17 protein-coding genes are annotated in these 25,318 nt (G+C 72.1%); 6 read left to right on the forward strand and 11 right to left on the reverse strand.

Annotated features, from left to right (window positions below; all coding sequences use genetic code 11):
- Positions 1 to 125 precede the first annotated feature (125 nt).
- Both ACFRIC_RS20550 and ACFRIC_RS20555 read left to right on the forward strand, forming a co-directional pair.
- Positions 126 to 1,316: a ThiF family adenylyltransferase gene (locus tag ACFRIC_RS20550; protein WP_382787636.1), complete on the forward strand. Its 1,191-nt coding sequence runs from the start codon at positions 126 to 128 to the stop codon at positions 1,314 to 1,316.
- The gene (locus ACFRIC_RS20555) at positions 1,309 to 2,685 is read left to right on the forward strand and encodes an ABC1 kinase family protein (protein WP_382787638.1); all 1,377 of its coding nucleotides are present in this window, start codon (positions 1,309 to 1,311) and stop codon (positions 2,683 to 2,685) included. Before ACFRIC_RS20550 ends, ACFRIC_RS20555 begins: the two co-directional genes overlap by 8 nt.
- A 47-nt stretch (positions 2,686 to 2,732) precedes the next feature.
- Here ACFRIC_RS20555 and ACFRIC_RS20560 read toward each other — a convergent pair whose 3' ends face one another.
- From ACFRIC_RS20560 to ACFRIC_RS20580, 5 genes are all read right to left on the reverse strand, one after another.
- The gene (locus ACFRIC_RS20560) at positions 2,733 to 2,993 is read right to left on the reverse strand and encodes a hypothetical protein (RefSeq protein ID WP_382787640.1); all 261 of its coding nucleotides are present in this window, start codon (positions 2,991 to 2,993) and stop codon (positions 2,733 to 2,735) included.
- A 142-nt stretch (positions 2,994 to 3,135) separates the two neighbouring features.
- Positions 3,136 to 3,459, reverse strand: coding sequence for a hypothetical protein (locus tag ACFRIC_RS20565; protein WP_339131344.1), 324 nt, complete (start codon positions 3,457 to 3,459; stop codon positions 3,136 to 3,138).
- The gene (locus ACFRIC_RS20570; protein WP_028802016.1) at positions 3,456 to 3,824 is read right to left on the reverse strand and encodes a WhiB family transcriptional regulator; all 369 of its coding nucleotides are present in this window, start codon (positions 3,822 to 3,824) and stop codon (positions 3,456 to 3,458) included. The genes ACFRIC_RS20565 and ACFRIC_RS20570 overlap by 4 nt, the downstream gene beginning before the upstream one ends.
- 176 nt (positions 3,825 to 4,000) lie before the next feature.
- Entirely contained in the window at positions 4,001 to 4,327 is a 327-nt protein-coding gene (locus ACFRIC_RS20575; RefSeq protein WP_382787643.1) for a hypothetical protein, read from the reverse strand.
- Positions 4,328 to 4,491: 164 nt separating this feature from the next.
- The gene (locus ACFRIC_RS20580; protein ID WP_382787645.1) at positions 4,492 to 6,687 is read right to left on the reverse strand and encodes an ATP-dependent DNA helicase UvrD2; all 2,196 of its coding nucleotides are present in this window, start codon (positions 6,685 to 6,687) and stop codon (positions 4,492 to 4,494) included.
- 300 nt (positions 6,688 to 6,987) lie between these two features.
- Between ACFRIC_RS20580 and ACFRIC_RS20585 the strand changes: the two genes are divergently transcribed.
- Positions 6,988 to 7,245, forward strand: a complete 258-nt coding sequence (locus ACFRIC_RS20585) for a mycoredoxin (RefSeq protein ID WP_361690229.1) — start codon at positions 6,988 to 6,990, stop codon at positions 7,243 to 7,245.
- Between the two features lie 69 nt (positions 7,246 to 7,314).
- Here the strand turns inward: ACFRIC_RS20585 and nudC are convergent, their stop codons facing one another.
- The 5 genes from nudC to ACFRIC_RS20610 form a co-directional block, all read right to left on the reverse strand.
- The gene (gene nudC, locus ACFRIC_RS20590) at positions 7,315 to 8,259 is read right to left on the reverse strand and encodes an NAD(+) diphosphatase (RefSeq protein ID WP_382787647.1); all 945 of its coding nucleotides are present in this window, start codon (positions 8,257 to 8,259) and stop codon (positions 7,315 to 7,317) included.
- Positions 8,260 to 8,357: 98 nt separating this feature from the next.
- Positions 8,358 to 9,770, reverse strand: a complete 1,413-nt coding sequence (locus ACFRIC_RS20595) for a dipeptidase (RefSeq protein ID WP_382787649.1) — start codon at positions 9,768 to 9,770, stop codon at positions 8,358 to 8,360.
- A gap of 10 nt (positions 9,771 to 9,780) precedes the next feature.
- Positions 9,781 to 13,431 carry a UvrD-helicase domain-containing protein gene (locus ACFRIC_RS20600; protein WP_382787651.1) on the reverse strand — a complete coding sequence of 1,217 codons (3,651 nt, stop codon included), beginning with the start codon at positions 13,429 to 13,431 and terminating at the stop codon, positions 9,781 to 9,783.
- A gap of 177 nt (positions 13,432 to 13,608) precedes the next feature.
- The gene (locus ACFRIC_RS20605) at positions 13,609 to 16,998 is read right to left on the reverse strand and encodes an ATP-dependent helicase (RefSeq protein WP_382787653.1); all 3,390 of its coding nucleotides are present in this window, start codon (positions 16,996 to 16,998) and stop codon (positions 13,609 to 13,611) included.
- Positions 16,999 to 17,265: 267 nt separating this feature from the next.
- Positions 17,266 to 17,631, reverse strand: coding sequence for an MGMT family protein (locus tag ACFRIC_RS20610; RefSeq protein WP_382787655.1), 366 nt, complete (start codon positions 17,629 to 17,631; stop codon positions 17,266 to 17,268).
- Between the two features lie 185 nt (positions 17,632 to 17,816).
- Here ACFRIC_RS20610 and ACFRIC_RS20615 point away from each other — a divergent pair, with 185 nt between their 5' ends.
- The 3 genes from ACFRIC_RS20615 (at position 17,817) to ACFRIC_RS20625 (ending at position 24,022) form a co-directional block, all read left to right on the forward strand.
- Positions 17,817 to 20,612, forward strand: coding sequence for a lysylphosphatidylglycerol synthase domain-containing protein (locus ACFRIC_RS20615; RefSeq protein ID WP_382787657.1), 2,796 nt, complete (start codon positions 17,817 to 17,819; stop codon positions 20,610 to 20,612).
- A gap of 196 nt (positions 20,613 to 20,808) precedes the next feature.
- The gene (locus ACFRIC_RS20620; protein ID WP_382787659.1) at positions 20,809 to 22,353 is read left to right on the forward strand and encodes an alpha/beta hydrolase; all 1,545 of its coding nucleotides are present in this window, start codon (positions 20,809 to 20,811) and stop codon (positions 22,351 to 22,353) included.
- Between the two features lie 115 nt (positions 22,354 to 22,468).
- The gene (locus ACFRIC_RS20625; protein WP_382787661.1) at positions 22,469 to 24,022 is read left to right on the forward strand and encodes an alpha/beta hydrolase; all 1,554 of its coding nucleotides are present in this window, start codon (positions 22,469 to 22,471) and stop codon (positions 24,020 to 24,022) included.
- Between the two features lie 71 nt (positions 24,023 to 24,093).
- Here the strand turns inward: ACFRIC_RS20625 and moeZ are convergent, their stop codons facing one another.
- Entirely contained in the window at positions 24,094 to 25,272 is a 1,179-nt protein-coding gene (moeZ, locus tag ACFRIC_RS20630; protein WP_382787663.1) for an adenylyltransferase/sulfurtransferase MoeZ, read from the reverse strand.
- Between the last annotated feature and the right edge of the window lie 46 nt (positions 25,273 to 25,318).

Consider the following 25,318-nt stretch of genomic DNA (forward strand, 5'->3'; position numbering starts at 1 on the left):
ACGGTGCCATCTGTGGACAACTTTCGGCGGCGTCCGGCGGGCCCGGGCATGCTGGCACTCGGTCCGCGCCGCGGGAGTGCGCCGCGGACATACGGGGACGTACTACGGATCTACGGGGGTAGGTCATGCATCCGATCGTGAAGCCCGCTCTGCGGCGCGGCTGGCGGGATCTCAACACCGTGCAGTTCGGGATGACACCGGCGCACGCGATGGTGCTGGGCCCGATGGACACGGCGACCGGCAGCTTTCTGGAACTGCTCGACGGGACACGCGGCATGCCGCTGTTGCGCCGGCAGGGGCGTGGGATGGGGCTGCCCGCCGGCCATGTGGACGGACTGGTGGACCGGCTGGCCGAGTCCGGTCTCCTGGACGACGCGTCCGCGGGCGGCCCGGCCGCGGACGCGCTGCGCGAGAAGAAGGAGGTCATGGACCGGCTGCAGTCGGACCTCGCCTCCCTGTCCCTGGTCGCCCGTGAGCCGGGGGGCGCCGTCGAGCGTCTGGCCGCCCGTCGCCGGCTGCGGGTACGGGTGCTGGGCGCCGGCCGGGTGGGAGTCGTGCTGGCCGCGCTGCTCGCGGGCGCCGGGGTGGGCGAGGTCGACGTGCGTGACCTCGGTCACGTGGACCCGTGGGACGTGGCGCCCGGCGGGCTGCCCGTCGAGTCCATCGGCGAGCGCCGGGAGGACGCCGCGCGGCGGGCGGTGCGCCGGGCGTCCCCCGACCGACCGCCCCGCGCCGTCGCCAGGAACGGAAGAGGAGAGGAGGCACGCGGACTGTCTCTCGTGATCTTCGCCCCCAGGGACGGACTCGCCGTCCACGCGCCGGACCCCGCGCAGACCGAGGGGCTGATCGCCTCGGGGACACCCCATCTCTACGCGGGGGTCGTCGAGGCGACCGGAGTCGTCGGGCCCCTGGTCCTGCCCGGCGACACCGGCTGCGCGGGCTGCCTGGACCGGCGGCGCGCCGACCTGGATCCGGCCTGGCCGCGCCTGGTCGCGCAGTGGCGCTCCGGTCGGCAGCGGCGGGTGGCCGCGTGCGATCTCGCCCTGGCCGCCGCGGTCGCCGGACTCGCGGCGAGCCACGCGCTCGCCTTCCTGGACGGCGATCCGCCCGGCTGCGCCGGGGCCCGCTGGGAGGCGTCACTGCCGGGCTGCGCGTGGCGGGCGACACCGGTCCCGGCGCACGCGGACTGTCCGTGCGGCACCGCGAGGAAAACAAATGGAGAGCGAACCCCCGAGGACGGCGAAGCACACGAGAGAATGGCAGGGCTACAGCCGCACGCGGCACAGCTTGCTGGGACCTGGAGGGCGCATGTCTGATCTTCCCCGGAAGGCAGTCACACGGACTGCCAAACTGGCCGCGCTGCCGATCGGCTTCGCCGGGCGGGCGACCTGGGGGCTCGGGAAGCGGATCGGCGGCAAGTCGGCGGAGATCGTGGGCCGCGAGCTCCAGCAGCGCACGGCCGAGCAGCTCTTCAAGGTCCTCGGGGAACTGAAGGGCGGTGCGATGAAGTTCGGGCAGGCACTGTCCGTGTTCGAATCGGCACTGCCCGAGGAGATCGCGGGCCCCTATCGCGCGGCGCTGACGAAACTCCAGGACGCGGCACCTCCCATGCCGACGCGCACGGTCCACTCCGTACTGGAGGAGCGGCTCGGCGCGGACTGGGCCGACCTGTTCGTGGAGTTCGAGGACAAGCCGTCGGCGGCGGCCTCGATCGGCCAAGTGCACCGGGCGGTGTGGCACGACGGCCGGGACGTCGCCGTCAAGGTGCAGTATCCGGGGGCCGGCGAGGCGCTGCTGTCCGATCTGACCCAACTCAGCCGCTTCGCCCGGCTTCTGGGGCCCCTGATCCCCGGCATGGACATCAAGCCGCTCATCGCGGAGCTGCGCGACCGCGTCTCCGAGGAGCTCGACTACGGCCTGGAGGCGCAGGCCCAGGCGGTGCACGCCGCGGAGTTCGCCGACGATCCCGACGTGCTGGTGCCCGCTGTGGTCCACCAGTGCGAGCAGGTGCTGGTGACGGAGTGGATCGACGGGGTGCCGCTGTCGGAGGTGATCAACGACGGCACGCCGGAACAGCGGGACCGTGCCGGGCAGTTGCTGGCCCGATTCCTCTTCTCGGGCCCCGCCCGCACCGGCCTGCTGCACGCCGATCCGCACCCCGGCAACTTCCGTCTCCTGCCGGACGGGGAGAACGGCTGGCGGCTGGGCGTCCTGGACTTCGGCACGGTGGACCGGCTGCCCGGCGGACTGCCCCAGCCGATCGGCGATTCCCTGCGGATGACCCTGGACGGCGACGCCGAGTCGGTCTACGAACTGCTCTGTGAGGAAGGCTTCGTCAAGGAGTCGATAGACCTCGAACCCGACGCGGTCCTGGACTATCTCCTGCCGATCATCGAACCGGCCGAGGCGGACGAGTTCACCTTCACCCGGAGCTGGATGCGCAACCAGGCCGCCCGGATCGCCGACCCGCGCTCTCCCGCCCACCAGTTGGGCAGGCAGTTGAACCTGCCGCCCTCCTATCTCCTCATACACCGGGTGACCCTCAGCACCATAGGCGTCCTGTGTCAGCTCGGCGCGACGGTCCGGCTGCGCGACGAACTGGAGGAGTGGCTGCCGGGGTTCGTGCCCGAGGAGGAGCTGGAGGACGAGGAGTTGGGCGAAGAGGTGTCGGCCGTCGAGGCGTGAGAGCGCGCCCGGGCCCGGCCGGCGGGGCCGGGTACTCGTCGGGCGGGCTACCACCAGGCCGAGTCGAGACGGCCCTCGATCGCTCTGAGATGGCTGCGGGCGCAGGTGTCGCAGAAGTAGAGGCGGGTGCCGTTCTCGACGGAACAGGTCCACGTCGGCCGGGGGCCCTCGGCCGTGGTGCCGCACTCGGCGCACACGATCTTCTCGGCCGCGTCGGTCTCCGGTCCGGGGCCGGTGGACTCCGGTGCAGGGCCGGTGGACTCCGGTGCGGGGCCGGTGTTGTCACTGTCTTCGGGAAGACTCGTCACTCGGGCGACGATAGCGCCGTGGCCCGCGGTTCGCGCGGTGCAACGCGACGCACCGCGGGGGCCGGTCCGAACGGACCGGCCCCCGCCACTTCCTGCGTGGATGTGCTGCGACTGCAACGGCTGCTACGACGCTGGGCGTCGATTACTGCATGACCGCCATGGCCAGCGCGCGCCGGGCTCGCATCGAAGCGCGCTCGGCCCGGCGCTGCATGCGGCGAGCGGCCGCCAGGCGCACGGCCTGACGTTCCCGCTCGGCCTGGTGCAGTCGCTCGTGCATATGCGCACGAGCCAGGGCTTCTGGGATGAGTTGCATCTCTCGGGTCCTGTTCTGACGCGAGTCGTTCGCGCCGGTGGTGGCGAAGTCTGTGGTCGCGGAGCCTGCGGGCTCGCTCGTGGACGGCTTCATCGGGGCCTGTTTCTTGGGGTCGTGCGTCAGGGGGCGGTCGATCGTTCCTCGGATGTTCATGCCGCGACCGGGTTCTTGCGCGGGCGGCCACGCGGCCGCTTGCGGGCCACGACGACACCCTGGACGAAGAGCTCGCCACCCCAGACGCCCCAGGGCTCACGCCGCTCCTTGGCGCCGGCGAGGCAGGCCTCCATCAGCGGGCAGGTGCGGCAGAGAGACTTGGCGTACTCGACGTCGGCCGGCGACTCGGCGAAGAAGACCTCCGGGTCGTAGGAACGGCAGGGGACGGGTACGCCGAGGTTCTCGATGGCGTCGTCGAGCGCGGTGAGCGCGGTGAGGGGGATCAAGGTGGAGTCCTCCGTGAGGCCGGGCGGGGGGATCGTTTCGGAAGGCGGTACGGACGGGGCGTGCGCTTCGAGTTGCACGGTTCGTCTTCCTCGTCTGGTCGTGCCGGCCGGGGTCGGCCGGTTGGCGGCTGGTACCGGGTTCTTTTCTTGTCCCGAGGCCCCTTCGCTCTGTCGTCCCCGGTCGGGGACAAACAGAAGGGCCGCGGATCCCGGGTGGGGTTCCGCGGCCCTGAAGGCGCCGGCCTGATGGTGAATCAGGCTGGATCACTCCAGGGTTCAGGCCCACGGAAGGCCCACATCGTGTGGTGCTGCTGCGTCTGCTTCAGGGATCCGGCACCGGCTGCCGCAAAGGCATAGGCGTGCGCCTCTGCCACTACTGCCGCTTCCAGTGCCTGCGTCGGTCGCTCATTGCGCTCACGAATGGGAAGACCCACGAGAGACACGGAGGACGCCGGCCGGACGGCGCTGATGCCGGACAGACCGGTGCCCAGGTTCGAGACGCCGAGCGAGCACATGGAGACGACGACCGAGGGATCGGTCATTTTCACGGTGTTGATGGAGCTGGTGTCGATGCTGATCACTGGAATCGCCTCCTCTCGGCGTCTTGGGGGACCGGCGCGAACCGGTCCGACGGTTATTAAGTACAGCACGGAACCAGGGCCTTCGAGAAGGCCGCTGCTGCCGTGGTTAAGAACCTATGGGGATTGCTGGGGCATGCGCAAACTATTTTCTCGACGAGTTTCAATCAGTTGCCCGCACCGTGCCCCGTGACCTCCCGACCTGCACAGATGGCCAGAACGTCGGCTCCGAAGCGGTTGAGTTTGCGGACACCGACCCCGGGGATCCGGGCGAGCTCGCCCTCCTCGTCCGGCGCGGTCTCCGCGATCGCCATCAGCGTCCTGTCGGTGAAGACGCAGAACGCGGGCTGCCCGCTGCGCTCCGCCTGCACCGCGCGCCACTCGCGCAACCGCTCGTAGAGACCCTCGTCCATGTCGGAGGGGCAGTCGTCGCAGCGCATCAGCTTCATCTCGCCGGCGTCGGTGAGGGTGCGGCCGCAGACCCGGCAGCGCGCGGGGCTGCGGCTCGTACGCCGTTCGGCGGTGACGCCGGAGCGCGCGGCGCCGCGCTCGATGCCGCCCGGGCCGCCGCCGGCGCGACCGCCCGCGGTGGCGACGGAGCCGGGGCGCAGCCCGTCCAGGAACCGGCTGGGGCGCCGGCCCGCGCGGCCGCCGGGCGAGCGGGCGAGCGCCCAGGAGACGAACAGGTGCTCTCTGGCGCGGGTGACACCGACGTAGAGCAGGCGGCGCTCCTCCTCGACCTGCTCGTCGGTCTTTGCGTAGGTGATCGGCATCATGCCCTCGGCGACCCCCACCAGGAAGACGACGTCCCACTCCAGTCCCTTGGCGGAGTGGAGAGAGGCGAGGGTGACGCCCTGGACCGTCGGGGCGTGCTGGGCGCTCGCGCGTTCGTCGAGCTCGGCCACCAGGTCGCCGAGCGTCGCGCCGGGCTTGGCGGCCGCGAAGTCGTGCGCCAGATTCACCAGGGCGGCCAGCGACTCCCAGCGCTCCCTGACCGCCCCGGAGCCCGCCGGGGGGTTGGTCGTCCAGCCCTCGCCCGAGAGCACCGCCCGGACCTGCGAGGGCAGGTCGACGGCGTCGTCGAGCAGTGAGTCGTTGCCGCCGAAACGGGCCGCCGCGCGCAGCGCCGCACCCGCCTTGCGCACTTCGGGGCGGTCGAAGAACCGCTCGGCGCCGCGGAGCTGGTAGGGCACACCGGCGTCGGCGAGGGCCTGCTCGTAGGTCTCGGACTGGGAGTTCGTGCGGAACAGGATCGCGATCTCGCCGGCGGGGACGCCCGAGGCGATGAGGTCGCGGATGCGGCGGGCGGCGCCCTCGGCCTCGGCGGGCTCGTCGGTGTACTCGGCGTAGACGGGTTCGGCGCCGGCGGGCCGCTGGGAGATCAGTTCGAGCCGGTGCTCGGCGGCCCGGCCGCGGGCCTGGGAGAGCAGTCCGTTGGCCAGGTGGACGACCTGGGGCGAGGAGCGGTAGTCGCGGACGAGCTTGACGACGGTGGCTCCGGGATGGCGGGTGCGGAAGTCGAGAAGGTGGTCCGGGGTTGCACCGGTGAACGAGTAGATCGTCTGGCTGGCGTCGCCCACCACGCAGAGGTTGTCGCGTTCACCGAGCCACAGCTCCAGGAGGCGCTGCTGGAGGGGGCTGACGTCCTGGTACTCGTCGACCACGAAGTGCTGGTACTGGGAGCGGACCTGCTCGGCGATGTCGTGCCGGTCCTGGAGGATGGCGACCGTGAGCAGCAGGACGTCCTCGAAGTCGATGACCGCGCGGTCGCGCTTGAGGTCCTCGTACGCCGCGTAGATCTTGGCGGTCTCGGCCGGGTCCCGGGGCGCCTCGCGGCCGGCCTTGGCGGCGGCAGCGGCGTAGTCGGCGGGGATGGTCTGGGTGACCTTGCACCACTCGATCTCGCCGGTGACGTCCCGCAGCTCTCCCCGGTCGAGGCGGATGCGGCAGGCGGCCGCCGCGTCCGCGACGAGCTGGATCTTGCGGTCCACCAGCCGGGGCAGTGAGCCACCGACGGCTTTCGGCCAGAAGTACTGGAGCTGGCGCAGCGCCGCGGAGTGGAAGGTGCGGGCCTGGACACCTCCCGCGCCGAGCTGCCGCAGCCGTCCGCGCATCTCTCCGGCGGCCCGGTTGGTGAAGGTGACCGCGAGCACGCTGGAGGGCTGGAGGATCCCCGCGCGCACCCCGTAGGCGATGCGGTGGGTGATCGCCCGGGTCTTGCCCGTGCCGGCTCCCGCCAGCACGCACACCGGACCGTGCAGGGCGGTGGCGACCGCGCGCTGCTCGGGGTCGAGCCCGTCGAGCACCGCGTCGGCCGTGTCCGGAACCTGCGGGAAGAGGGGGGAGTGCGTTGCTGCTGTCACACAGCCATGCTGCCAGGTCGGCGGAGACCGGTGAGCCGGTTGTCCACAGGGAGACGGCTGCAGTCGTACGAATGCGGTGAGCGTCACCTCGGCCGTCGGTTCCGAGGTGACGTTTTCGGCCATGTCGCCGGTGTCACGTCCCCGCTCCACCCGGCGCTCTCACCTGCGGTGCGGCACAGGGTGCGGCGAGCGTCACGTCGCGATGGGCGTCCTCGATACCCCCCACGGGAATGGTGACCGGGTGACCTGCGTTCCACTTGCAGCGACCACGCACCCAAGCCGTGAAGGAGCGCATGAGACATGCAGGGCACTGTGACGATGTACAGCACCACGTGGTGCGGCTACTGCCGTCGGCTCAAGAGCCAGATGGACCGTGAGGGCATCGCGTACACCGAGATCAACATCGAGCAGGACCCGCAGTCCGCGGCGTTCGTCGAGAAGGCGAACGGCGGCAACCAGACGGTTCCGACGGTCCGGATCGTCTCCGGCGCCGGTGGCGCCGAGGTCGTCATGACGAACCCGAGTCTCGCCCAGGTGAAGCAGGCCCTCACGGCCTGACCTCCCGCGCGCACGGCAATGCCCCTCCGACGAGCTCGTCGGAGGGGCACCGTCATGTCCGGGGCACGCTCAGGGGGCGTTGCGGGTCGGCAGGGGCTTTCCGTACCAGAGCTCGATCAGGCGCGCGGCGATCGAGATCCCGTAGGGAGGCATGACCTCTCCGGACTCGAAGGCGGCGCGCAGGTCGTCCCGGGAGAACCAGCGGGCCTCCTCGATCTCCTCGCCGTCGACGTCGATCTCCGACGAGGTGGCGCGGGCCCGGAAGCCCAGCATCAGGCTGGAGGGGAACGGCCAGGGCTGGCTGGCGACGTACTCGACCTCGCCGACCGTGACCCCGGCCTCCTCGAAGACCTCGCGGCGCACGGACTGCTCGATCGACTCACCGGGCTCGACGAAGCCGGCGAGGGTGGAGAAGCGGCCTTCGGGCCAGTGCACCTGGCGGCCGAGCAGGATGCGGTCGTCGTCGTCCGTCACGGCCATGATGACGGCCGGGTCGGTGCGCGGGTAGTGCTCGGCGCCGCACGCGGGGCAGCGGCGGATGTGTCCGGCGGCGGCGATGACGGTGCGCTCGCCGCAGCGGGAGCAGAAGCGGTGGGTGCGCTGCCAGTTCTCCAGGCCGACGGCGTGCACCATCAGGCCCGCGTCACGCGGTGACAGCAGCAGGCCCGCCTCACGTAGTCCGGCCGGGCGGGCGGACTGGTCGATCCGGCCGGGAAGCGCGTCCTTCTGGAGCGCGAAGTAGCTCACCCCGTCCTCGTCCGTGCCCAGGAAGTAGCGGTGCGCTTCGGTGAGCGGGGCCTCGAAGGAGGGCGTCATCAGCAGTTCGGTGGTGCCGTCGGCCGTCTCGTCGATGAGCACCTGGCCGCCGGAGACCACGAAGACACGGGTCGTGGGGTGGCTCCAGGCGGCCGCGAGCCAGGCCTCGTCGAGCCGGTGATGGGCCGCCCGGTCGATGCCGCTCGGAGCGGTGAGCGAGATGGGACGGTCGGCGCTGTGGTCGGTCCAGGTGGTCACGGATGCTTCCAACTCCCCCGGTGGAACGGTTGTCTCGACGGGCGGTTCAGCAGGACGGGCGTGCGGTGGTGCGCTGTCGGGGCTGTGGTTCGGCTTGTTCAGTTTGTCTCGCGCCAGTTCTCGGCCAGGTCGCCCCACAGGTAGGCGGTCGTCTCGACGCCCTTCATGAGGAGGTCGAGTTCGACCTTCTCGTTGGGGGCGTGCCAGCCGTCGGAGGGGACGGAGATGCCGAGGAAGAGCACCGGGGCGCCGAGGACCTCCTGGAGGTCCGCAGCCGGTCCCGAGCCGCCCTCGCGGGTGTAGCGGACCGGCTGCTCGAAGGCGCGGCCCATGGCGCGTGCGACGGACTGCAGGGCCGGGTGGTCGAGCGGGGTCAGGCAGGGGCGGGTGGACGGGCTGAACGTGATCTCGAGCCGGATGCCGTCGGGCACCTGCCCGGCCGCCCAGGCGCGTACGGCCTTCTCGATGTGGTCCGGGTCCTGCCCGGCGACGAGCCGGAAGGAGAGCTTCACCAGCGCCGAGGACGGGATGATCGTCTTGCTGCCCGCGCCCTGGTAGCCGCCGCCGATGCCGTTGACCTCGGCGGTCGGGCGGGCCCAGACGCGCTCCAGGGTGGTGTGGCCGGCCTCTCCGTGGGTGGCCGTCGACCTGGCGGTGCGCAGCCATCGTTCCTCGTCGAAGGGCAGCTCGGCGAAGAGCTCCCGCTCGCGGTCGGTGAGTTCGGTGACCCCGTCGTAGAAGCCCGGCACGGCCACGCGCGCGTGCTCGTCGTGCAGGGCCGCGACCAGGCGGGCGACCGCGGTGGCGGGGTTGGGCACGGCGCCGCCGAAGGATCCGGAGTGGATGTCCTGCCCGGGTCCGTGGAGGACGATCTCGCACTCGGCGAGGCCCCGCATGCCCGTGCAGACGGTGGGGGTGTCCTCGGACCACATGCCGGTGTCGGAGACGATCACGGCGTCGGCGGCGAGCCGCCGCGCGTGCTTCTCGACGAGCTCGCGGAAGTGCGGGGACCCGGACTCCTCCTCGCCCTCGATCAGCAGCTTGAGGTGCACGGCGGGGGTGGTGCGCCCGGTGGCGGCGAGGTGGGCCCGGACGCCGAGTGTGTGGAAGAACACCTGGCCCTTGTCGTCCGCGGCCCCCCGCGCGTGGAGGTGGTTGCCCACGATCACCGGCTCGAAGGGGTCGGTGTCCCAGCCGTCCTCGCGGGCGGCGGGCTGCACGTCGTGGTGTCCGTAGACGAGGACCGTGGGTGCGTCGGGGTCCTCGGAGGGCCATTCGGCGAAGACGGCCGGGGCGCCCGCGGTCGGCCAGACCTCGCAGGTCGGGAAGCCGGTCTTCCGGAGTTCGGCGGCGAGCCAGTCGGCGCTGCGTGCCACGTCCGCGGCGTGCTCGGGCTGAGCCGAGACCGAGGGGATGCGCAGCCACCGACCGAGGTCGTCGAGGAAGGCGGCGCGGTGCGTCTCGATGTACGTACGGACGGTGCTGACGGCGTTGTCAACGGGCTTGCTCATGTTCCTGAGCCTATCCGCCCACAGCGGCGTGTTCGTCCGGCGGTTCCCCTGGGACCTCGTCGCGCGCGCCCGCCGGGTCCTCGGTGAGCAGCCGCTCCAGCGCGGCACGGTCCGGGAGGCCCTCCGGCCGTACGGCCTCGCCGTCGCGGACGTACAGGAACGTGGCCGTGACGGATTCCAGGGGCACGCCCTGCCGCTCGGCCCAGCCCAGGCGGTACAGCGCGAGCTGGAGCGGGTCGGCCGTGCGGCCGTGGCCGGTCTTCCAGTCGACGATCTCGTACGTCGTCTCCTCGCCCTCGCCTTCCCTGTAGACGGCGTCGATCCGGCCGCGGACGACCCGGCCGGCGATCGCGAGCTGGAAGGGCACCTCGACGCGGTACGGGGTGCGGTGCGCGTAGGGACTGCGTTCGAAGGCGTCCTTCAGGGCTTCCAGGTCGTGCTCGTCGGCGATCTCCGCCTCGCTGCCGGGCAGGTCCTCGGGGTCGAGCATCGGAAGCCGCAGTTCCTCGAAACGGGACTCCACCCAGGCGTGGAAGCGCGTGCCCCGGCGCGCGGCGGGCTGCGGGGGGCGCGGCATGGGGCGGGCGAGCTCCTGGGCGAAGCCGTCCGGGTCGGCGGCCAGACGCACGAGCTGCGAGGCGGTGAGCGAGGCCGGCAGGGGGACGTGGGTGACGGTCGCGCGGGCGCGCAGGAGCTCTCCGGTGAGCGCGTCCAGGTCGCGGTCCCAGGACGCGAGGGTGCGGGCCTCCTCGGGCGTGAGGCGCTCGCTCGTGGTCTCCCGGGGGTGCGGGCGGGCGGCGGGGCCCTGGGCCTGGTGCGGCACCGTGGGGCGTGCGTTCCCGCGGCCGGCCGTGCGGTCTCCCGGCCGTTCGGCCGTCCAGGAGTCCCAGTCCGAGTCGTCGCCCTCGGGCGGAGCGCTCCCGGCGGAACGGCCGTGCGGAAAGCGGTCCTCGGGCGGGGCGCCGTCGGGGAAGTCGTCTTCGGGGAGGCCGTCCTCGTCGTACCCGCCGTACTCGTCGTACTCGTCGTACTCGTCGTAGGGCGGGATGTCGTCCTCGGGCGGGGGCGGCCATTCGGGATCGTCGTACGAGCCGGGGTCGTGGGCGGCGGCCGGATACGGGTGTGCGTCGGCGCCCGGGTGGGTCTCGTCGTGGGACGCCACCCGCTCCAGGTGGGCGAGCACGGTCTCCGCCGCCGCGCGCCGGCGGGCGAGGGCCTCGTCGTCGAGCGGGAGCGGCCAGGCGTGGTCGGCCGCCGCCTCGCGCAGGGCCGGATTCTCCTCGTCCTCGGCCGGTTCGTCCGCCCAGACCTCGATCTCGCCGTGTCCGGCGACGCAGTGGTCGTGGAGGGCGTGCAGGAAGTCCGAGGGGCCGCGCGTCCTCTTCTGGGAGGGCCCCCACCAGTGGCCCGAGCCGAGCAGGAGCGAACGGGGCCGGGTGAACGTGACGTAGCCGAGGCGCAGTTCCTCGGTGTGCTGGTGGGCCTTCATGGCCTCGTGGAAGGCCTTGATGCCCTTGGCGTCCCAGGTGTCGACGTCGGGCAGCGTGTCGGCGTCGCCGCGCAGCCGGTGGGGCAGGACCTTGCCCTGGGCGGTCCACTTGTCACGGCCCTGACCGCTGGGGAAGGTGCCGTCGACGAGGCCGGGGACGGCCACCACGTCCCACTCCAGGCCCTTGGACTTGTGCGCGGTGAGCACCTTGACGGTGTTCTCGCCGCCGGGCAGCGCGTTGTCCAGTCCCTTCTCGTACTGCGCGGCGGTGCGCAGGAAGCCGAGGAAGGCCAGCAGGCTCGCCTCGCCGTCGCCGGCCGCGAAGGAGGCGGCGACGTCCAGGAAGTTGGACAGGGTCTCGCGGCGGCGGGCCGCCAGGGCGTGCGGGGACGCGGAGAGCTCGACCTCCAGACCGGTGACGGCGAGCACCCGGTGCAGGACGTCCATGAGCGGATCGGCCAGCGAGCGGCGCAGGTCGCGCAGTTCGGCGGCGAGCCGTGCGAAGCGCACCCGGGCGTCCGGCGAGAAGGGCAGCCCGTCGTCGTCCCCCGCGGCCTCGATCGGCGTCTCCAGGAACGTGTCGAGGGCGTCGGCGAGCGAGATCACCTCGGCCGGGTCGACCCCCTCGACGGCCGCGGCGAGCCTGCGGTCCGGATCGTCATCGGCGCCCACGCGCGCGTGGGACACGAGCAGACGGGCGCGGCGCCCCAGGAGGGCGAGGTCGCGCGGACCGATGCGCCAGCGCGGACCGGTGAGCAGCCGCACGAGGGAGGCGTTCGCCCCCGGGTCCTGGAGGACTTCGCAGACGGCCACGAGGTCGGCCACCTCGGGAAGGTGCAGCAGACCGGAGAGGCCCACCACCTCGACGGGGATGTCCCGGGCGACGAGCGCGCCCTGGATCTCGGCGAAGTCGGTGGCGGTACGGCACAGGACGGCGATCTCCGCGGGTGCCTTTCCGGTGCGCACGAGATGGGCGATCGAGTCCGCGAGCCAGCCGATCTCCTCGGCGTGGGTGGGCAGCAGCGCGCAGCGCACGAGGCCGTCCCGCTCGGCTCCCGGGGCGGGCCGCAGGGCCTCCACGCCCGCGTGCATGGCGCGCAGCGGCTCGGCGAGGCCGTTGGCGAGGTCGAGGAGGCGGCCGCCGCTGCGGCGGTTCTCACTGAGCGACTGGCGGGTGGCGGGGCGGCCGTCGGGGCGGGCGAAGTGCTCGGGGAAGTCGTCGAGGTTGGCGACGGAGGCGCCGCGCCAGCCGTAGATCGCCTGACAGGGGTCGCCGACCGCGGTCACGGGGTGCCCGGTGCCGCCGCCGAACAGTCCGGCGAGCAGGACGCGCTGGGCCACCGACGTGTCCTGGTACTCGTCCAGCAGGACGACGCGGAACTCGTCCCGCAGGATCTCGCCGACCTCGGGGCGGGTGCGGGCCAGGGTGGCCGAGAGGGCGATCTGATCACCGAAGTCGAGGAGGTCGCGCTCTCGTTTCGCCGCTCGGTAGCGGCCCACCAGCTCGGCGAGTTCGCGCCGGGCCGCGGCGGTCTCCGGGACCTTGCGCAGATCCGCGTTCGTGAGCCGCGCGCTCTCCAGGGTGCGCAGCAGCTCGGCGTCGTGGGCGCGCAGGTCCTCGGCCGTCACGAGGTGTTCGGCGAGCTCGGAGTCGAGGGTCAGGAGGTCGCCGACCAGGTCGGGGAAGGAGCGGGTAAGCGCCGGGTACGGGCCCGGCGCCTCGCGCAGCACGCGCGCGGCGAGCTGGTAGCGGGTGGCGTCGGCCAGGAGCCGGGAGGTCGGTTCCAGCCCGATCCGCAGGCCGTGGTCGGTCAGCAGCCGGCCCGCGAAGGCGTGGTACGTGGAGATGACCGGCTCGCCCGGCGGGTTGTCGGGGTCGATGACGTCCGGGTCGGTGACTCCCGCCTTGACGAGCGCCTTGCGGACCCGCTCGGCGAGTTCGCCCGCCGCCTTGTTGGTGAACGTCAGTCCGAGGACCTGTTCGGGGGCCACCTGACCGGTGCCGACCAGCCACACCACACGGGCCGCCATCACCGTGGTCTTGCCCGAACCGGCTCCGGCCACGATCACCTGGGGGGCCGGCTCCGCGATGATGCAGGCCGTCTGTTCCGGGGTGAACGGAATACCGAGGAGCTCCTTGAGCTGTTCGGGGTCGGTGATACGGGCGGGCATGTCGCAGAGGCTAGCGGCGTCCACTGACAGCGGTGGCCAGATCGGCGCCAGGGACGAAAGAACCGCAGGTCAGCACGTGTGGTGCTCTGCGTCACTCGCTGACGCCGCGCCCCTGGAACGGGCCGGACTCCCGGACCGGCGGCCTGTCGGGGACCGGTGCGGGACCCCGGGACCCGCTCACTCGACGACCTGGCGGCCCTCCGGCCGGGCGCTGCACGATGCCCGGAAGGAGCAGTGGGTGCAGTGCTGTCCCGTCGTCGGCGAGAACCGTTCGTCGAGGACCTTGCCGGCGGCGTTCGCCAACAGGTCACCGACCCACTCGCCCTCCAGCGGCTCCTGCGCCTGCACCTTGGGGAGGGTCTCGCCGCCGTTCTTCTTGGCGGCGCCCTGGCGGAGCTGGACGAGTTCGGCACCGCCCGCCTCGGGTCGTACGCCGTCGAACACGTCGTCGACCGCGCCCTCTCCGACGGCGAGCTGGTAGACCGCGAGCTGCGGGTGGTGGGTCACCTCGGCGGCGGTCGGCGCCTGCTTGCCGGTCTTGAAGTCGACCACGTAGGCGCGGCCCTCGGTGTCGGCCTCGACGCGGTCCATGGAGCCGCGGATGCGTACTTCGTAGGAGCCCGCTTCGAGCGTCACGTCGAAGTCGTGCTCGCTGGCCACCGGTGTCCGGCCGGTGCGGTCCATGACGTGCCACTTCAGGAAGCGTTCGAGCGCCACGCGCGCGTGCTCCTTCTCCTGCGCGGACTTCCAGGGCGCGTCGAAGGCGAGCGCGTTCCACACGGAGTCGAGGCGCTCCATGAGCACGTCGAGGTCCGCGGGGGTGCGTCCGGAGGCGACCTCGTCGGCCAGGACGTGCACCACGTTGCCGAAGCCCTGGGCGGCCGTCGCGGGCGCGTCGGCCTTCACCTCCCGCCCGAGGAACCACTGCAGGGCACAGGTGTTGGCGAGCTGGTCGAGCGCGCTGCCGGAGAGCACGACCGGCTGGTCGCGGTCGCGCAGCGGCACCTTGCTCTCCGTCGGCTCGTACATGCCCCACCAGCGGTAGGGGTGCGCGGAGGGCACCAGCGGGCGGCCGTCCTCGTCGGCGAGCGCGGCGAGCCGGGCGAGGCGGCGGGCCGCGGCCTGCCGGAGGTTCTCCGAGACACGCGGGTCGACCGTGGTGGCGCGCAGCTCGGCGACCAGCGGGGCCACGGCCAGCGGGCGGCGCGGGCGGCCGGTCACGTCCTTGGGTTCGACGCCGAGTTCGGTCAGGAAGCGGGAGGGCTGGTCGCCGTCGTCGGCCGGTGCCTTCACCGCCGTCACGACGAGCCGTTCACGCGCGCGCGTGGCGGCGACGTAGAACAGCCGGCGCTCCTCGGACAGGAGCGCCCCGGGGGTGAGGGGTTCGGCGAGTCCGTCCCGCCCGATGCGGTCGGCCTCCAGCAGGGAGCCGCGGCGGCGCAGATCCGGCCACAGGCCTTCCTGGACGCCCGCGACGACAACAAGGCGCCACTCCAGGCCCTTGGAGCGGTGCGCGGTCATCAGGCGTACGGCCTCGGGGCGGACGGCCCTGCGGGTGAGCGTGTCGGCCGCGATGTCCTCGGCGTCGATCTCCTCCAGGAAGTTCAGGGCGCCACGGCCTCCGGTGCGCTCCTCCGCGCGCTCGGCGGTCGCGAACAGCGCGCACACGGCGTCGAGGTCCCGGTCGGCGTTGCGTCCGGCCGCGCCGCCGCGCCGGGCGGCCCGCTCCAGGCGCTGCGGCCAGGGCGTGCCGTCCCACAGGTCCCAGAGCGCCTCCTGGGCCGTTCCGCCGCCCGCGAGACGCTCACGCGCCTTGCGCAGCAGCGCGCCCAGGCGCTGGGCCCCTCGGGCGTACGCGGGATCGTGCGCGACGAGCCGCTCCGGCTCGGCCAGCGCGCGGGCGAGCAGGACGTCGGACGGCGGCGGTACGAGATTTCCGCCGGCCCGCTCCTCCTCGCGCAGGGCACGCCCCAGGCGCCGCAGGTCGGCGGCGTCCATGCTCGCGAGGGGCGAGGCGAGGAGCGTGAGCGCGGTCTCGGTGTCGAGCCAGGACGCGACACGGACCCCGGCCGCGTCCTGTCCCGGCTCGGCGCCGGAGACCTCACCCGAACCGGACGTCCCGTCCGCGCCCGGCGCCGCACCCTCACCGGACGACCCGTCCGTGCTCGTCTCCGACTCCGCGCGGGCCACCGCCCGCAGGGCCGTCAGCAGGGGCGCGACAGCGGGTTCGTGCCGCAGCGGGAGATCGTCGCCGTCGATGTCCAGGGGCACGCCGGCGGAGGTGAGCGCCCGCCGGATGGTGGGGATCGTGCGGGAACCGGCGCGCACGAGGACGGCCATCTCTCCCCAGGGGACGCCGTCCTCCAGGTGGGCGCGGCGCAGGATGTCCGCGATGTTGTCGAGTTCCGTGCCGGCCGTCGGGTACGTGTAGACCTCGACCTGTCCCCCGTCCCGCACCGCGGACAGTTCGCGGTGGGCGCGCACCTTCTGCGCGGGCAGCCGGGTCAGCGGCATGCGCTGGGTGAGCCGGCGGGTTGCCTCCAGCAGCTCGGCGCCCGAGCGGCGGGAGGTCCCGAGGACCTCGACCGGAGCCGGACGGCCGTCCACGCGCGGGAAGGCCTCGGGGAAGTCGAGGATGCCGTTCACGTCGGCGCCTCGGAAGGCGTAGATCGACTGGTCGGGATCGCCGAAGGCGACGAGGGTGCGCCCGCCGCCCGCGAGGCCGCGCAGCAGCCGCACCTGCGCGGGGTCGGTGTCCTGGTACTCGTCCACGTAGACGGCGTCGTACTGCGCGGCGAGCCGCTCGGCGACCTCGGGGCGGCCCACGAGCAGCACCGCGCGGTGGACGAGTTCCGCGTAGTCGAGCACTCCCTGCATGTCGAGGACGTCGAGGTACTCGGCGAGGAAGGCGGCCGCCGCGCCCCAGTCCGGGCGGCCGATGCGCCGCGCGAAGGCTTCCAGGGCGTCCGGGCCGAGACCGAGTTCGCGGCTGCGGGCGAGGACCGCGCGGACCTCGTCCGCGAAGCCGCGCGTGGTCAGGCAGGCGCGCAGTTCGTCCGGCCAGCGCACATGGGCGAGGCCCAGCCGCTCCAGGTCGGGCTGGCCCGCGAGCAGCTCGCGCACGGCCACGTCCTGCTCGGGGCCGGACAGCAGCCGCAGGGGCTCCACGAACAGGTCGCTGTCCTGGTGGGCCCGGATCAGGGCGTAGCAGAAGGAGTGGAAGGTGGTGGCCCGGGGCGCGCGGGCGGCTCCTATGCGCAGCGCCATGCGGTCGCGGAGCTCGACGGCGGCCTTGCGGCTGAAGGTGAGCACCAGGATGCGTTCCGGGTCTCCGCCGCGTTCGATCCGGGCGGCCACGGATTCGACGAGCGTGGTCGTCTTGCCCGTACCGGGACCGGCGAGGACGAGCAGCGGCCCGCTCCCGTGGTCAGCCACCGCGCGCTGTCCCGCGTCAAGACGAGGGGGATCCACCCGGGCCGGGGCGGTGCGCACCAGCCGGTACGCATCCCGGGCCCCCTGGCGCACGGAGGGGTGCGTCAGGCGCCTGGTGGAGGAAGTGGAGCTCACGTGGTTCGCCGGTCCTGGTGGTCGTACGGGTGGGCGGACTGCCGCGTGGAGGGCGGTGACCGCGGGGTGGGAGGGACGCGTGCCGAGGACGCTACGCCGGTGCCGTCGGCGGAAGGGGGGCTTCCGATTCTTCCCTCACGCCCCACCCGTCCCGCGCGTCCCGAGCTGCGTCCCGTGCCCTACGAACGTACGGCATGTCACGGATGTGCCTCGTTTCCCTCGTACGGGCCTCAGTGTCCCCTTCGGCCCCGGGAATACCCGAAGCTGTCAGGTGTGACCTTCCGCGCGTTCGCCGCCGTCCCATCGGGCCCGTCTCATGTCGACGCGTGGCAGATGCCCCGCGGCGGCCCGGCTCGCCTCCTTGAGAGGCGTCCCCTCGTCGCGGTAGTGGGCCAGCGCGTCCAGTTCGTGGCCGGGCAGCAGCACGCCGTCGGCGCGCATCACGCGCCACCACGGCACCGCTCCGCCGTACAGGGCCAGCACCCGGCCCACCTGGCGCGGGCCACCCTCCTCCAGCCACTCGGCGATGTCGCCGTACGTCATGACGCGGCCGGGCGGGATCTGCTCGGCGACGTCGAGGACCCGCTCCGCGTACTCCGGCAGCGCGTCCGCCGGAAGGCTCTCCTCGCTCATCCGCCCCATCCTGCCCCACCCCACCGACAACGTGGCCCGGCGGCGACTGTGCATATTCCTTCCCGCCGAGTGACGCTTGTAGCAGATTGCGCGCCCCGCATTTGCACCCTGATGCCCCCGTGTGTCGGTCGGGCATGCCACCATCGTGCGGGCGGTGACTGGTGATACGAGATCAAGAAGAGACCATGAGGCAGCAGGGCGTGCATCCCGAAGACGCGGAGGGCACCTCCGCCGCCTCGTCACGCCCTGAGACGGACGGCGTCGACGAGAAGGCCGCGGATCCGTCCGCCGAGGCCGGCGCGGACTCGTCCCGGGAACCCGGGGACGAGAAGCGGCAGGCCGAGCGCGGCACCGCCTGCGCGGACGAGGTCCACGCCGACGAGGTCGAGGGCGACGAACCGCTGCTTCCCGCGCGCGTGCACCGCCCCTCGGACCTGATGCGGCTCCTGGTCGGCGTGCTCGCGATCGTGGTCCTGCTCGCCATCGCCGCGTTCGCGCACGGCACCACCTCGGGCCTCGAACAGGACATCAACAAGGGCACGGGACAGGCACCCGATCTGCTGATCAAGATCGCGGGGCTGGCGTCCAGCATCGCGATCCTGCTCGTGCCGGTCGCCTTCGCGATCGAACGGCTGATCAAACGGGACGGGCTGCGCATCGCCGACGGCGTCCTCGCCGCGGTCCTCGCGCACGGAGTGACACTCGCCACGGACCTGTGGGTCGCCAAGGGCGCCCCGCACTCCATCCAGGAAGCGCTCACCCAGCCCTCTCCGGGTGACATCCACGCCCTCACCGACCCGGTGCACGGCTATCTCGCGCCGGTCATCGCCTACATGACGGCCGTCGGCATGTCCCGCAGACCACGCTGGCGCGGGGTGCTCTGGGTCGTCCTGCTCCTCGACGCCTTCTCCATGCTGGTCACGGGCTACACGACGCCGTTCTCGATCATCCTGACGGTGCTGATCGGCTGGACCGTCGCCTACGGAACGCTGTACGCCGTCGGCTCCCCGAACGTACGGCCGACTGGACGGACGCTGATGGCGGGCCTTCGGCACGTCGGCTTCCACCCGGTCAGCGCGGCGCGTGAGGAGATGCCCGAGAGCACGGAGAGCGGCGACCGCGGCCGGCGCTACTTCGTCACCCTGGAGGACGGCCCACCGCTCGACGTCACGGTCGTCGACCGCGAACAGCAGGCACAGGGCTTCTTCTACCGCGTCTGGCGCCGGCTGACGCTGCGCGGCATCACCACGCGCCGCAGCCTCCAGTCCCTGCGCCAGGCCCTGGAGCAGGAGGCCCTCCTCGCCTACGCGGCCATCGCGGCCGGCGCCAACGCGCCCAAGCTGATCGCGACCTCCGAGCTGGGCCCGGACGCCGTGATGCTCGTCTACGAGCACACCGGCGCGCACACCCTGGACTCCCTGCCCGACGAGGTGATCACCGACGGGCTGCTGCGCGACACCTGGCACCAGGTGCAGGCGCTGCAGTCCCGGCGCATCGCCCACCGCCGGCTCGCGGGCGACGCGATTCTGGTGGATCGTTCCGGCACCGTGATCCTCACGGATCTGCGTGGCGGCGAGATCGCGGCCGGCGATCTGGTGCTGCGCATGGACATCGCCCAGCTCGTGACCACCCTCGCGCTGCGCGTGGGCGCCGAGCGCGCGGTGGCGTCGGCGGTGGGCGTGCTCGGTCCGGACGCGGTCGCGGACTGTCTGCCCATGCTCCAGCCGATCGCGTTGACGCGCTCCACGCGCGCGACGCTGCGCAGACTCGGCCGGGAGCGCGCGCAACGCGAACGCGAGGCGGTCCTGGAGGCCTCGCGGCAGGCCAAGCTCGCCCGTGCCGCGGAAGCGGCCGAGGGAGGCGGGGAAGCGGTCCCGCCCGTGTCGGAGAAGGCCGAGAAGAAGGCCGTACGCGCCGAGCAGCGCGCCGAGAAGCGGGCGATCGACGAGGCACTGGACGAGGCGCGCGAGGAGGATCTGCTCACCCAGATCCGCCATCAGGTACTGCTGATCCGACCCCAGGCTCCCGTGGAGCCGGCCCGGCTGGAGCGGGTCAAGCCCCGCACGCTGATCAGCGTCATCGCCGGGGCGATCGGCGCGTACTTCCTGCTCACGCAGCTCACCCACATCGAGTTCGGGACCCTCTTCGACAACGCCGAATGGGGCTGGGTCGCGGCGGCCGCGCTGTTCTCCGCCCTCAGCTACTTCGCGGCGGCGATGAGCCTCCTCGGCTTCGTGCCGGAGCGGGTGCCGTTCCTGCGGACGGCGGCGGCCCAGGTCGCCGGCTCGTTCGTGAAGATCGTGGCGCCCGCCGCGGTCGGCGGCGTCGCCCTCAACACGCGCTTCCTCCAGCGGGCCGGGGTGCGGCCGGGGCTCGCGGTGGCGAGTGTCGGCGCCTCGCAGCTCTTCGGGCTCGGCTGCCACATCCTGATGCTGCTGTCCTTCGGCTATCTGACCGGTACGGAGAAGACGCCGTCCCTGTCGCCGTCCCGCACGGTCATCGCGGGCCTGCTGACGGTGGCGGTGTTCATCCTCGTGGTGACGTCGGTTCCGCTGCTGCGCAAGTTCGTCTCCACGCGCGTGAGGTCGCTGTTCGCGGGCGTCGTGCCGCGCATGCTGGACGTGCTGCAGCGACCGCAGAAGCTCGTCACCGGCATCGGCGGCATGCTGCTGCTGACGGCCTGCTTCGTGATGTGCCTGGATGCCTCGATCCGCGCGTTCGGCCACGAGGAGACGACCACGCTCAGCCTCGCCAGCGTCGCCGTCGTCTTCCTCGCCGGCAACGCGCTGGGCTCGGCGGCCCCGACCCCGGGCGGTGTGGGCGCCGTCGAGGCGACCCTCACGGTCGGCCTGATCGCCGTCGGCCTGCCCAAGGAGGTCGCGGCGCCCGCGGTGCTGCTGTACCGGCTGCTGACCCTGTGGCTCCCGGTGCTGCCCGGCTGGCTGTTCTTCAACCACCTGACCCGTAAGGGCGCGCTCTAGGGCTCGCGCCCGGGTCGGCGCTCGCCCGGGGCGACGCTCGCACGAGGCACGGCCGCCCACTCGCCTTCGCCCGGCCGAAGGCATGGCCGGCGTTCGCCGTCGCCCGGCCGAGGGCACGGCGGACACCCGGCCGTGCCCTCACCCGCACGGCTCGTGCCCCGAGCGCCCCGCCCCGCACGCCCGCAGGATGGGGAGCATGCCGAACCCGTCCCCGCCGCGCGCCGTCGTCGCGGCCGTCGCCGCCGTCCTGCTGACCTCGTGGGTGTCCGGCTGCGGCGACGACTCCAAGGACGAGGACCTGACGGCGCAGAAGCTGGACTGGACGACGTGCCCGGCACCGTCCGAGGCCCAGGGCGGCGGCAGCGCCCCCTCGCCCCTGCCCGGTGGCGCGGAGTGGCAGTGCGCCACCTTGAAGGTGCCCCTCGACTGGTCCGACCCCAAGGGCGACACGATCGGGATCGCGCTGATCCGGGCGAAGGCGAGCGGCGACCCCGCCCGGCGCATCGGCTCGCTCATCTTCAACTTCGGCGGCCCCGGCGGCTCGGGTGTCGCCACCCTGCCCGCCTTCGGGGAGGACTACGCAGCCCTGCGCACCCGCTACGACCTGGTGAGCTTCGACCCGCGCGGCGTCGGCCGCAGCGCCGGCGTGAAGTGCGAGAACGACCAGCAGCTCGACAAGTTCTTCCAGCAGGACGCCACGCCGGAGGACACCGCCGAGCAGCGGACGCTCCTGCGGAACACGAAGTCGTTCAACGCGGCGTGCGAGAAGAACTCCGGGAAGGTCCTCCCCCATGTGCGCACGACGGACGCCGCTCGCGACATGGATCTGATGCGCCAGGTGCTGGGCGACGACAAGCTGCACTACTTCGGCATCTCCTACGGCACCGAGCTGGGCGGCGTCTACGCCCACCTGTTCCCCAAGAACGTGGGCCGGGCCGTCTTCGACGGCGTCGTCGACCCGACCCAGAACGTGGAACAGAGCTCCCTCGGCCAGGCCAAGGGCTTCCAGCTCGCGCTGGACAACTTCGCGAAGGACTGCACCTCGAAGGTCGAGGACTGCCCCATCGGCGACACCCCGCAGGACGTCAAGGACCGCATCGCCCGGCTGCTGAAGGACCTCGACACCAAGCCGATTCCCGGTGTCTTCCCGCGCGTGCTCACCCAGACCGCCGCGACCAGCGGCATCGCGCAGTCGCTGTACTCCAAGGACTTCTGGGAGTACCTGACGGAGGGACTCCAGCAGGCCTACGACGGCGACGGCAAGGTGCTGATGCTGCTGTCGGACTCGATGAACGGACGCAGCGAGAACGGCCAGTACAGCAACATCACCCCGGCGAACATCTCCATCAACTGCGCCGACGACAAGCCGCGTTACACCGCGGACTACGTGAACTCCAAGGTTCCGGAGTTCCGGGCCGCCTCGCCGCTGTTCGGCGACTATCTCGCCTGGGGCATGGTCAGTTGCACCGACTGGGCCGTGCCGGGAGCCGCCGAGCACCCGGACGTCAGCGCCCCCGGCGCGGCACCGATCCTCGTGGTGGGCAACACCGGCGACCCCGCGACGCCGTACGAGGGTGCTCGGGCGATGGTGAACGCGCTCGGCAAGGGCGTCGGGGTCGAGCTGACGTACAAGGGCCAGGGGCACGGGGCGTACGACAGCAAGAACAAGTGCGTGCAGGGCGCGGTGAACGGCTATCTGCTGCAGGGCACCGTGCCGCGGGCCGGCACCGTCTGTTCCTAGAAAACAGCAGGTCAGAGCGTTATCCACAGGCCTCGACGGCGAGCGGCGGCCGCCGCCTACTATGGCCTGCATGTGATCCGCGAACTCGTGCGGACCACAGGCGAGGGGGACTCTCATGACACGTTTCGCACGGTGGACGGCCGCGGCCGCCGCCATGTTGCTGCTGGCCGGCTGCGGTGGGGGCTCGTCGGCCGACGGCGAGGGTAAGGGGAAGAACGGCGACACGGCGCCGGCCACCGCACCACCCTCCGGCGGGCCGCCGGGGCTGCCCGCCTCGCTCATCTCGCAGAAGCTCGACTGGGGCCGCTGCAAAGGCACTTCGGACTCCCCCGCGCCCGGGAGCGGCTGGCAGTGCGCCACGCTCAAGGCTCCGCTGGACTACGCGAAGCCGCGTGGCACGACGATCGGTCTGGCCCTCATCCGTTCCAAGGCGACCGGCGGCCAGAGCAAGCGCATCGGCTCGCTCCTGTTCAACTTCGGCGGCCCCGGCGGCTCCGGCGTCTCCACGATGCCGTGGTACGAGACCGTCGTCGGCCCCCTGCACGAGCGCTACGACCTGGTGAGCTGGGACCCGCGCGGGGTGGCCGCCAGCGAAGGGGTGCGCTGCCGCGGGGACAAGGCGATCCAGGCCTCCGAGTCGGTGGACGCGACACCGGACGACGCGGCCGAGGAAGCGGCGTATCTCAAGGACGCCCAGGACTTCGGGAAGGGCTGCGCCAAGGCCGCGGGCAGGCTGCTGTCCCACGTCTCGACGACGGACACGGCCCGCGACATGGACCTGATGCGCCAGGTCCTGGGCGACCGCCGCATGCACTACTTCGGCATCTCGTACGGGACCGAACTGGGCGGCGTGTACGCCCACTTGTTCCCGAAGAACGTGGGACGCCTGGTGCTGGACGCGGTCGTCGACCCGAGCGCCGACACCGTGGGCCACGCCAAGAACCAGACGCTGGGCTTCCAGCGCGCCCTGGACGACTACCTCAAGTCCACCGGGCAGGACCCGAAGCAGGGCTCCCGGAAGATCGCGGACCTGCTGAAGCGGATCGACGCGAACCCCCTGCCCACCTCCGGCGGGCGCAAGCTCGGCCAGACCCTGGCCCTCACCGGCATCGTGCTGCCCCTCTACAGCGAGGCGGGCTGGCCGCGCCTGACGAAGGCCCTGAAGGACGCCGAGGGCGGGGACGGTTCGGCTCTGCTGGCGCTCGCCGACGAGTACAACGACCGCGACTCCTCGGGGCACTACGGCACGACGACCCACTCCCAGCGGGTCATATCGTGCTTGGACGACAAGGAGCGGCCGACTCCCGAGGAGACGAAGAAGCGGCTGCCCGAGTTCGAGAAGATCTCGCCCGTCTTCGGGGACTTCATGGGCTGGGACACGGCGGGCTGGTGCCACGACTGGCCGGTGGCGGGTCAGTACGACAACCCCGAGGTCAGCGCCCCGGGAGCCGCGCCCGTGCTGATCGTCGGCAACACCGGGGACCCCGCGACACCGTACGAGGGCGCGCGCAGGATGGCGGACGAGCTCGGCAAGGGCGTGGGCGTGGAGCTCACCTGGAAGGGCGAGGGCCATGGCGCCTACGGGAGCGGGAGCGACTGTGTCGACTCGACCGTGAACAGCTATCTGCTGAACGGGACGGTGCCGAAGGACGGCAAGGTCTGTTCATGACGACGGCGGGGGTTTCACGGACACCCGGTCCGCGAAACCCCCGCCGCCGAAAGAGCGGGCCGGTCCGCCGGTCAGTACACCGGCTTCTCGGGCTCGATCTGGTTGACCCAGCCGATCACGCCGCCGCCGACGTGCACCGCGTCGGAGAATCCGGCGGACTTCAGGACGGCGAGGACCTCCGCACTGCGGACACCCGTCTTGCAGTGCAGGACGATCTTCTTGTCCTGCGGCAGGGTCTCCAGGGCGGTGCCCATGAGGAACTCGTTCTTCGGGATCAGCTTGGCGCCCGGGATCGAGACGATCTCGTACTCGTTGACCTCGCGGACGTCGATGATCTCGATGTTCTCGCCGTCGTCGATCCACTCCTTGAGCTGCTTGGGAGTGATCGTCGAGCCGGCGGCCGCCTCCTGGGCCTCCTCGGACACGACGCCGCAGAAGGCCTCGTAGTCGATGAGCTCGGTGACGGTGGGGTTCTCGGAGCAGACGGCGCAGTTCGGGTCCTTGCGGACCTTGACCTGGCGGTACTGCATCTCCAGGGCGTCGTAGATCATCAGGCGGCCGACCAGCGGCTCACCGATGCCGGCGAGGAGCTTGATCGCCTCGTTGACCTGGATGGAGCCGATGGACGCGCACAGCACGCCGAGGACGCCGCCCTCGGCGCAGGAGGGGACCATGCCCGGCGGCGGGGGCTCCGGGTAGAGGCAGCGGTAGCAGGGACCGTGCTCGGACCAGAAGACGGAGGCCTGGCCGTCGAAGCGGTAGATCGAGCCCCACACGTACGGCTTGTTGAGCAGCACGCAGGCGTCGTTGACGAGGTACCGGGTCGCGAAGTTGTCGGTGCCGTCGACGATGAGGTCGTACTGGCTGAAGATGTCCATCACGTTCTCGGCCTCGAGCCGCTCTTCGTGAAGGACCACGTTCACGTACGGGTTGATGCCCAGTACGGAATCGCGCGCGGACGCGGCCTTGGAACGGCCGATGTCCGCCTGGCTGTGGATGATCTGGCGCTGCAGGTTCGACTCGTCGACCTCGTCGAACTCCACGATGCCGAGCGTGCCGACGCCCGCCGCGGCCAGGTACATCAGCGCCGGCGATCCGAGGCCGCCCGCGCCTACACAGAGCACCTTGGCGTTCTTCAGCCGCTTCTGCCCGTCCATGCCCACATCGGGGATGATCAGGTGGCGGGAGTACCTGCGGACCTCGTCTACGGTGAGCTCAGAGGCTGGCTCGACCAGGGGTGGCAGCGACACGGGGACTCCGTTGGTCGGTCTATCACTACGGTTGTTCTCCCCGTAA

It is taken from the genome of Streptomyces sp. NPDC056738 (genome assembly GCF_042790435.1).
GTDB lineage: Bacteria > Actinomycetota > Actinomycetes > Streptomycetales > Streptomycetaceae > Streptomyces.

Excerpts from the sequence above, each read along its gene's own strand:
- ACFRIC_RS20550 (WP_382787636.1), top strand. The coding sequence starts at position 126 with ATGCATCCGATCGTGAAGCCCGCTCTGCGGCGCGGCTGGCGGGATCTC.
- ACFRIC_RS20555 (WP_382787638.1), top strand. The coding sequence starts at position 1,309 with ATGTCTGATCTTCCCCGGAAGGCAGTCACACGGACTGCCAAACTGGCC.
- ACFRIC_RS20565 (WP_339131344.1), bottom strand. The coding sequence starts at position 3,459 with ATGAACATCCGAGGAACGATCGACCGCCCCCTGACGCACGACCCCAAG.
- ACFRIC_RS20585 (WP_361690229.1), top strand. The coding sequence starts at position 6,988 with ATGCAGGGCACTGTGACGATGTACAGCACCACGTGGTGCGGCTACTGC.
- ACFRIC_RS20595 (WP_382787649.1), bottom strand. The coding sequence starts at position 9,770 with ATGAGCAAGCCCGTTGACAACGCCGTCAGCACCGTCCGTACGTACATC.
- ACFRIC_RS20600 (WP_382787651.1), bottom strand. The coding sequence starts at position 13,431 with ATGCCCGCCCGTATCACCGACCCCGAACAGCTCAAGGAGCTCCTCGGT.
- ACFRIC_RS20610 (WP_382787655.1), bottom strand. The coding sequence starts at position 17,631 with ATGAGCGAGGAGAGCCTTCCGGCGGACGCGCTGCCGGAGTACGCGGAG.
- ACFRIC_RS20615 (WP_382787657.1), top strand. The coding sequence starts at position 17,817 with ATGAGGCAGCAGGGCGTGCATCCCGAAGACGCGGAGGGCACCTCCGCC.
- ACFRIC_RS20620 (WP_382787659.1), top strand. The coding sequence starts at position 20,809 with ATGCCGAACCCGTCCCCGCCGCGCGCCGTCGTCGCGGCCGTCGCCGCC.
- ACFRIC_RS20625 (WP_382787661.1), top strand. The coding sequence starts at position 22,469 with ATGACACGTTTCGCACGGTGGACGGCCGCGGCCGCCGCCATGTTGCTG.